Origin of the sequence: Lactobacillus sp. UMNPBX4 (assembly GCF_002554115.1) — a bacterium.
Lineage (GTDB): Bacteria > Bacillota > Bacilli > Lactobacillales > Lactobacillaceae > Lactobacillus > Lactobacillus gallinarum.
In genome coordinates, this window is record NZ_PCZF01000069.1 from 1 (window position 1) to 5,674 (window position 5,674).

General features: G+C 36.3%; 5 protein-coding genes and 1 pseudogene. 3 read left to right on the forward strand and 3 right to left on the reverse strand.

The window, feature by feature from the left end:
- Positions 1-110 precede the first annotated feature (110 nt).
- The 3 genes from tsaE to CP355_RS09265 are packed head-to-tail and all read right to left on the reverse strand — an operon-like array spanning position 111 to position 2,289.
- Positions 111-590 (reverse strand): tRNA (adenosine(37)-N6)-threonylcarbamoyltransferase complex ATPase subunit type 1 TsaE, encoded by a 480-nt coding sequence (gene tsaE / locus CP355_RS09255; RefSeq protein ID WP_098044392.1) that lies wholly within the window; start codon positions 588-590, stop codon positions 111-113.
- Complete coding sequence (pta, locus tag CP355_RS09260) at positions 590-1,579, reverse strand: phosphate acetyltransferase (RefSeq protein WP_098044393.1); 990 nt, start codon at positions 1,577-1,579, stop codon at positions 590-592. The genes tsaE and pta overlap by 1 nt, the downstream gene beginning before the upstream one ends.
- Positions 1,580-1,590: 11 nt before the next feature.
- On the reverse strand, positions 1,591-2,289 hold the full coding sequence (locus tag CP355_RS09265) for a uracil-DNA glycosylase (RefSeq protein ID WP_087235402.1): 699 nt from the start codon (positions 2,287-2,289) through the stop codon (positions 1,591-1,593).
- 68 nt (positions 2,290-2,357) lie between these two features.
- On the opposite strand from CP355_RS09265, the gene CP355_RS09270 reads away from it, so the two are divergent.
- The 3 genes and pseudogenes from CP355_RS09270 (at position 2,358) to CP355_RS09280 (ending at position 5,352) form a co-directional block, all read left to right on the forward strand.
- Positions 2,358-3,239 (forward strand): Cof-type HAD-IIB family hydrolase, encoded by an 882-nt coding sequence (locus CP355_RS09270; protein WP_098044394.1) that lies wholly within the window; start codon positions 2,358-2,360, stop codon positions 3,237-3,239.
- A 6-nt stretch (positions 3,240-3,245) separates the two neighbouring features.
- Entirely contained in the window at positions 3,246-3,767 is a 522-nt protein-coding gene (locus tag CP355_RS09275) for a hypothetical protein (RefSeq protein ID WP_098036988.1), read from the forward strand.
- 153 nt (positions 3,768-3,920) lie between these two features.
- Positions 3,921-5,352: pseudogene (locus tag CP355_RS09280) on the forward strand (transposase).
- The last annotated feature ends 322 nt before the right edge of the window (positions 5,353-5,674 follow it).

Sequence of the window (5,674 nt, forward strand, 5' to 3'; positions counted from 1 at the left end):
AAAAGGCTTAACTCCGAAAGAATATCGGAATCAAGCCTCTATTAATCCTGTATTTTAAACTGTCTAATTTTTAGGTCTCAGTTCAGAATAATCCTAGATCATTTTTTATATTATTTTTCGTATTCGGTTAAAGCATCCTTAATCCATTCTTCGTTGCGTTCACCATGTGCATTCAATTCAACTACACGCTTAGTTGAATCCCAACTATCATCTACTCGTGTAATAGTTAGTTGCAAATATTCATCAGGCAAATCGTTCATTACCAACTGAGGCCATTCAATTACTACCAAGCCAGGTTCAGCCAAATAGCCATCTAAGTCAATTGATGATAAATCATCATTCTCTAAACGATAAAAGTCCATATGGAAAAGCGGTAATTCAGCTTCACGGTATTCACGCACAATAGTAAAAGTTGGGCTTTTTACAGGTCGATGTATGCCTAGTGTGCGTCCTAAGCCCTGCGTAAGAGTGGTTTTCCCGGCACCCAAATCACCATTTAATAAGAGCAAATCATGCGGCTTAGCCGTTTTGGCCAAAGATGCACCTAACTTTTGCATCTCCTCTGCAGAATTAATTTCTAACTTAGTCATTATTTTTCATCCTTTGCTAAAGCTTGAGCAGCTGTAACAATTGCTAAATCATAAATATCTTGTTCACTACAGCCACGAGATAAGTCATTAACTGGTGCAGCCAAACCTTGTAAGATTGGACCTACAGCAGTGAAGCCGCCCAAACGTTGAACCATCTTGTATGCAATATTTCCTGATTGAAGCTCTGGGAAGACAAAGACATTTGCATGTCCTGCTACTTTAGAACCAGGTGCCTTCTTTTCACCAACAGCTGGAACAAATGCGGCATCAAATTGCAATTCACCATCTGCTGGAATTTCCGGATGACTCTTTTGGAACATTGCAGCTGCATCATGAACCTTATCAACCATTGATCCTTCAGCTGAACCTTTAGTAGAAAAGCTTAAAAAGGCTACTTTAGGATCAATTTCAGCCATCTTAGCTGTTTGTGCTGATTGATAACCAATTTCAGCCAAAGTCTCTTCATCAGGCTCAATATTAATTGCACAATCAGCAAAAATATATCTTTCATCACCTTTTTCCATTACAAAGGCGCCAGATACACGATGCATCCCTTCAGCAGCATGGATTAATTGCAAAGCCGGCAAAACAGTATTGGCGGTTGAATGAGCTGCACCGGATACCATTCCATCTGCTAAGTCCATCTTTACTAACATTGTACCGAAATAGTTTTCCTTAGCTAATTTGGCTTTAGCCTCGGCTGCACTAGTATCTTTTCTTCTAGCTGCTATAAATGCCTTTACCATTTTATCTAAATCCGCATAATTATTTGGATCATAAATCTTTACCCCGGTAAGATCCAAACTATTTTCTTCCGCTATTTTGGCGACATTCTCTTTTTTGCCAATTAAAATTGGCTCAACTATCCCGTCTTTATTCAAATTAGAAACGGCAGTCAAAATTCTTAAATCGTCACTTTCAGGAAAAACAATTCTTTTTTTGTCTTTTGCTGCTTCAACTTGCTTTTTAAATAATGAAAATACACTCATATATATACCTCTTATGCTAAATCAGATTTATTCACTGTTTCTGGCAATTGCCAATCAATAGGCGTCTCGCCAAAATTAAGCAATGCCGTATTACAACGTGAAAATGGTCGAGAACCAAAAAATCCTCGATCAGCTGAAAATGGACTCGGATGAGATGATTTTATAATAAAATTCTTACTTTGATCAATTAATGGGATTTTATTTTGAGCAAATCTACCCCATAAAATAAAAACAACCTTTCCACGTTCACTTAAAGCCTTAATCGCAGTGTCTGTTACATCTTCCCATCCCTTACCTTGATGGCCGTTAGCATGACCATAAGGAACAGTTAGCACAGCATTTAAAAGCAAGACGCCTTGGTCGGCCCATTTCTTTAAATAGCCATGGTTAACCGGACGAGCACCAACATCATCATAAAGTTCCTTATAAATATTTCTAAGTGATGGTGGCAATGGTGTACCTGGCATAACTGAAAAGCTCATGCCATTTGCTTGTCCCGGATTATGATATGGATCTTGGCCCAAAATCACTACTTTAGTTTTGTTAAACGGTGTTAATTTAAAAGCAGTAAAAATATGATACATATCTGGAAAAATACGTTTAGTAGAATATTCTTCTTTTAAAAAATTATGTAATTCGTGATACTTATCACTTGCAAAAACTGGATCTAAAATTTTATCCCAGTCATTACCGATTAATTCTTTAGCCAAGTCTTACACCCTCTTTTCTAATCTCCTTTATGGTATCATTAATTTAATAGCAATTGGGAGGAAATTTTATGATCAAATTGGTAGCTTGCGATCTCGATGGTACATTATTTAATTCTAATATGTCCGTTTCTGAAGCAAATATTCAAGCTGTGAAAAATGCACAAAATAACGGTATTGAATTTTTAATTGCTACCGGTCGAGCTCCACGTGAATCTCGCACAGTTCTAAAAGATGCTAGTTTACATACTGGTTTTATCAATTTAAATGGAGCCCTAGTTTTCGATGAAGACGGCAAATTAATGGTCAAACATAAAATCCCAACTTCTAAGGCTTTAAAACTTGTTGAATTATTACATCAGGCAGGATTTTATTTTGAAATCATCACTGCTGATCAAGTTTATACTGAAGACCTTAACCAGCGTATTTCTAATGTAGCGCATTTAATGGTCGATCTAAATCCTTTACTTGATTTTAAACAAGCAGTCGCAATCTCTGCCGGAAATAAGACTATCATGAACATGAAACAAGTTGACCATTTTGAGGACCTATTACATGATCCTGATGTTGAAGTAATGAAAACCATTGCATTTGATTCACGTGGTCATGAAGCCTTTGATAATGTTAAAAAAGAAGTGGCAAAAATTGAGGATTTAGTTGTTACTTCTAGTTCATCATCTAATATTGAAATCAATGCTCACCAAGCACAAAAAGGGATCGCCCTTCTTGATTACGCTAAACTAAAAAATATTAAACGTGACGAAATTGCGGCTATCGGAGATAATTTAAATGATGAAAGCATGATTCGTGAAGCTGGAACAGGAGTAGCCATGGGTAATGCCATTCCAGCAATAAAAAAGTTAGCACAAATCACTACTAAAACTAATAACGAAGACGGTGTAGCTTATATCTTAAATCAATTTATAAAGGAAAATAAACAAGATCAGAGGTGACAAAGTATGTTGTTTTGGCTGGAACTTAATCAAGAAAAAGATTATGGTCAAATTCCTGTGATCAATCCTAAAGGAAAAATTGAATTTATTATTCAAGGAAATCTCGATAACCCAAATCATACTTTATATTTATATGACACTAACAGAAACGAAATTGGACGCTTATTTACTGATGGTACTGGACTGATTGCATCCTTTACTATTGACGTAGTAGATCACTCTCTAGTTAGTGTCAAAAAGCTTAATACGCTTAATACTAATATATTTTATCTGACTCAACTAAAATATATCGTTACGGGAAGTATTAAACGAGGGACCTATACTTTTAGATCAGGCTTTAAAAGTATTGCTAACGTCAAGACAATCGTTGCAGAACATGGGGTTGTCCTAACATGCAATATCACCAAGCCAGAAGATATTCCATTTATTTTACTTACTTCAGTATTATTTACCCAATGGCACGTAACCCCATTAAAATTACCTACATTTCCACCAATAGCAAAAAAATTAGAAATTAATCCTAATTAATCAGAAAAAGTGTCTGGGAAAAACTAATTCCTAAGACATAAAAAAAGAACGATGATTTCCTATTCGATTTCATCGTTCTTTTTCTATACTTTTAGTTTCTGCCTTGATATTATTAAATCACCACAATATAAAAATAAGAAGGTGGAAACTATCATGTACAAGAATTATATCACAGGCCAAACGGCTTTAACACTTAATTTAGACTTTGCTATACCTAATAATCACTTAGCTAACGCCATTAGCTGGTTCGTCGATTCGATTCCAGAAGACGTCTTGTTTGGCGATACTGCCAAAACCGGGCGTCCTGCCTATCACCCAGCCATGATGCTCAAGATCTTGCTCTTTGCCTATTCTCGCAGAGTATTCTCAGGCAGAAAAATTGCGCTGATGCTAGAAGAAAATCTGCCGATTATGGTACTGGCAGAGCATCAAAAGATCTCATACCATACTATCAATAATTTTAGATCGAGCGACCACGCCAACGAATTGATTAAGAAAAGCTTCCTTTACTTTACGAACCTATTAGAGCAGGAAGGTCTATGAAGGAGCTATCTTTATTGATGGCACCAAAATTGAAGCTGATGCCAATCTCTATACTTTCGTTTGGCGCAAGGCAGTTGAACTATATGATGAACTGATTGCCAAAGAAGTCGTCAAAGCAATGGCAAAAGAGCAAGTCCAGACCAGTCAGGGATTGGCAGAGCTAGCGCAAGAAACGGAAGCTGAAATTGAAAAGCTGACTGAAGAGATTGCCCGAGAGCCTAAAGCCATTCCTGGTGGATCGCCTAGAAAAGCAAGAAGGCGCGGTCTTAAGAAGCTGCTTCATAAACTCAGAAAAGACTATGTTCCTAGAATGAAGAAATACAAAGAGGCGAAAGCAATCTTTGCTGGGCGCAATAGCTATTCCAAGACCGACCACGATGCGACTTTCATGCATATGAAAGAAGATCACATGAGAAATGGTCAGCTTAAGCCAGGCTATAATATTCAAGTCGCTACGACGGATCAGTATGTAGTTGATTTCGCCTTGTATCCTAATCCGACTGACTTTAAGCAGTACTATATCCCTTATACCATGTATGAAAAGGAACAAACCAGAAAGTACAAAAACGATCCATCTAAGCTAGCTAACTGGTTCTATGATGAACAAGACGATTACTACCTTGATCAAAACGGCGTTAGATTTAGCTTCAAATATTATAGTCGGCGTAAAGATAAAACGACTGGTCAGGTTCGCTATAATCCTAACTGGCAATACTTAAAAGAAAAAGCCAAAGCAGTTCTCCAAAGTCCTGAAGGCAGTCACATCTACAGAATGAGAAAGTATGATGTGGAGCCGATTTTTGGACATTTGAAGAATGTTTTTGGCATGCGTCGAACTCATTTAAGAGGCAAAAAGAAGGTTGAAACCGATGTGGAAATAGCCTTCATGATGATGAATTTAAGCAAATATTGGAACAGAAGATGATCAAAGGACCAATTTTGTTTAAGCGAAAAGAAAAAGACGGTCAAGCAACTCAAATTAAGAGTTAGATTGATCGTCTTTTTGTATCTGAGAGTTAGTTTTTTCCCAGACACTTTCTAGAAAGTGATATAGATATAGATGTATCTTCTGCCATAAAGTTTGTATTTATTAAGTAATAAGGAATTATTAGGCAGAGACTGAATAATGAAGGTTTACTCTGTAATATTTCAACCTCCATTACTTATTATACTTTTTTAGGTAAAAAATACAAGGGGGTTAAATGTTATTATTTCTTAATGTGTTTCCTTACGTTTGGGCATTTAATAAAAGTTTTAGGCTCTATTGTCTGTTATTAAATGCATAATAAAAAGGAACTCCTTAATTAAGCAATGTCATTAAGTTAAGACATTGACAATTAATATTAGACTTTTAAAGCACTGAT

Excerpts from the sequence above, each read along its gene's own strand:
- CP355_RS09270 (WP_098044394.1), top strand. The coding sequence starts at position 2,358 with ATGATCAAATTGGTAGCTTGCGATCTCGATGGTACATTATTTAATTCT.
- pta (WP_098044393.1), bottom strand. The coding sequence starts at position 1,579 with ATGAGTGTATTTTCATTATTTAAAAAGCAAGTTGAAGCAGCAAAAGAC.
- tsaE (WP_098044392.1), bottom strand. The coding sequence starts at position 590 with ATGACTAAGTTAGAAATTAATTCTGCAGAGGAGATGCAAAAGTTAGGT.
- CP355_RS09275 (WP_098036988.1), top strand. The coding sequence starts at position 3,246 with ATGTTGTTTTGGCTGGAACTTAATCAAGAAAAAGATTATGGTCAAATT.